Genomic DNA, 2,351 nt, shown 5'->3' on the forward strand with positions numbered 1-2,351 from the left:
GAGGGAGTTTGGCTGACGGGGATGGAATTGCAAGAGGAGTCAGGCAGTCGGTTCTGGAGCTTGGTAGCGATAAGACGTGGAATTTGTGAAGTGAAAATAAATGTTATAAAGTGATTGGAGTTTTACTGAAACTGAAGTTTAATACAGTTAAGAAGTCGGATCGATCCTATTAAATCAGAAATAGGTATCCAATCAGTGTGACCACGCTTCAGTGCGTTTATGCGTCGTTACGCGCGTAATGTCGCAGAGCGTGCGCAGGCGCATGGACATCTGCGCGGTGTTGCCAGGATGCGGGCACTTGGAAAATATTTTTTAGTTTTCTCATATATTTTTTTTTTATCTTTACCTTGGTTTTTTCACACAGCACTATCTAGCCCCAAACTAATCAAAGCTTTAACAATTACAACTATTTATTTTATATAATACATGAATAATTTTTTTTTGTGAAAAAATACAAAGAAACCAACCACCACCAAACCAGTTTTCTCATAACTTTTTTTAAATCTTTATCTTGGAAACTTCACATAGCACTTTCTAGCCCCAAACTAATCAAAGCTTGAACTATGGGAACTAGATAGATAATATAATACATGAATACTTATTTTTTGTGAAAAAAATACAAAGAAACCACCCAGACTCAACACAAATATTCGAAAACTTGTTCTGTTTGGGGATCGAACCCACGTTCCTCGGGGTAGCAGGCAGTATCCACTACGCCATCGGGCCAATTTAAATGTACATAATTCACAGTTTTATCAAGCATGTATTGTTGACCTAAATAATTAGCCTTAGTATTAGGCGAAATGAAGACTAATTTTATATTTGTCGCTAAACTTGGAGAAACCCTTTGGACACTCCCTCTATTGGGGAGATTGAAACGTTGAGTTTTTTGAGCAAACTCGCTATTGGCATATCAATAAATAACTTATTTATCTTCACTGAAAACATTATCTGCGTTGATTCGAAAAATATAGCTAAACAATGCTACATTTAAAAAAAACTTGATTTATATGAGACAATTTAAAACTTTGTTTCAGTGCAAATTAAATAAAAATACATCTGCGGCTTTAAAAATAGCATCTGGCAACACAGGATCGATCATCTTTGATATTCAAAGCGAAGTAACTTATTAAAAGAAATATATTTTAGTACAAAAGGCCAGGCCTTTAATTAAAACTTGGCGAGTTTTAACAGCGTCTTATTAAAATTCGTCGAATTCCAAGAAATTCATTGTTTTTTTTTACTTCAGATCTTGGACTAATATTTAAAAAAGTATTTCTCTACATCAATTTAATATAAGTACAAACTATACCTACATTATTCCAGGTTGGAATAATGTAGGTATAGTATATTCTATTAGGCATTCAATAGCAACCCACGCAGTAACCTTTATGGAATGCAATATTTAAAGGTGATAGCTATTTATAACTGCTTTGAGATTTATAAATAAAATCTAAAATATAAATGCATGAAGAAGACAGATTGTATCTACCTCAAATGAACACAAGAATTATATAAAAATGAAGTAAGTTATATGATATGATCGATCGCAGATACGACATACACATATCACGTCTATCCCTTGCGGGGTAGGCAGAGCTTAAACAGTCGCAAAAAACGGACATTTACGCCACGTCTGATAAATATTTGAGGGTTATTCGGAAAATTGTGTATCGCCATTGCAGACGAGACAATTTTGCGTATTAATATTTAGTTGAAGTTCTTATTCTAATATATATTCATTTTGATCGATCCCAGCATTCGGTATTTTGAAGTTCTATTTCTTGCCAAATCTGCTCCTCATCAAAATCGTGCACGATTAATTCAGGCAGGGCACTCTTTTTTTCCTTCTTCTCATCGTTTTCTTCTGATTTTGTGAAGTCGTACAGAGATTTTACTAAATTTTTGATGTCGTCTTTCGCATCCACCTGAACAGTTAGGAATTTCACAGGTTTCCGTGTAAATGAGTCAAATTTGTCAATTATATTTTCTACTACGCCTGCAGCCATATTTTTCTATTTGCCTTGGTTAATATTAAGGACTTTACAACAAGTTTTTTCACAATATAACCCAAAAACCCACGAAAGAAATCAACAAAACCACATGCGCCTCGAAGTGAAGGAAGTTTGACAGTTACTACGAATGTTGCCACTTCAGATTTTATCATGATCGATCATTAATATCGACTTTATATAGTATTGAATCTACAACATCTTGACTTATATTTCTATTTTTTAAAATAAACATTAATTTGAATAATTGAGATAATTTTAGCAACCCGTATTGGGATAGATATTAAAGTTGTGGCGAGCCAAGCCTGTACGTATGACAAGTATCGTACAGCAAAATTA

1 protein-coding gene is annotated in these 2,351 nt (G+C 33.9%); it reads right to left on the reverse strand.

Annotated features, from left to right (window positions below):
* Positions 1-1,739 precede the first annotated feature (1,739 nt).
* A complete protein-coding gene (locus tag ACJ5GX_RS02355; protein ID WP_495292659.1) occupies positions 1,740-2,009 on the reverse strand; it encodes a hypothetical protein in 270 nt (89 codons plus the stop codon).
* Between the last annotated feature and the right edge of the window lie 342 nt (positions 2,010-2,351).

It is taken from the genome of Wolbachia endosymbiont of Tuta absoluta (assembly GCF_059414725.1).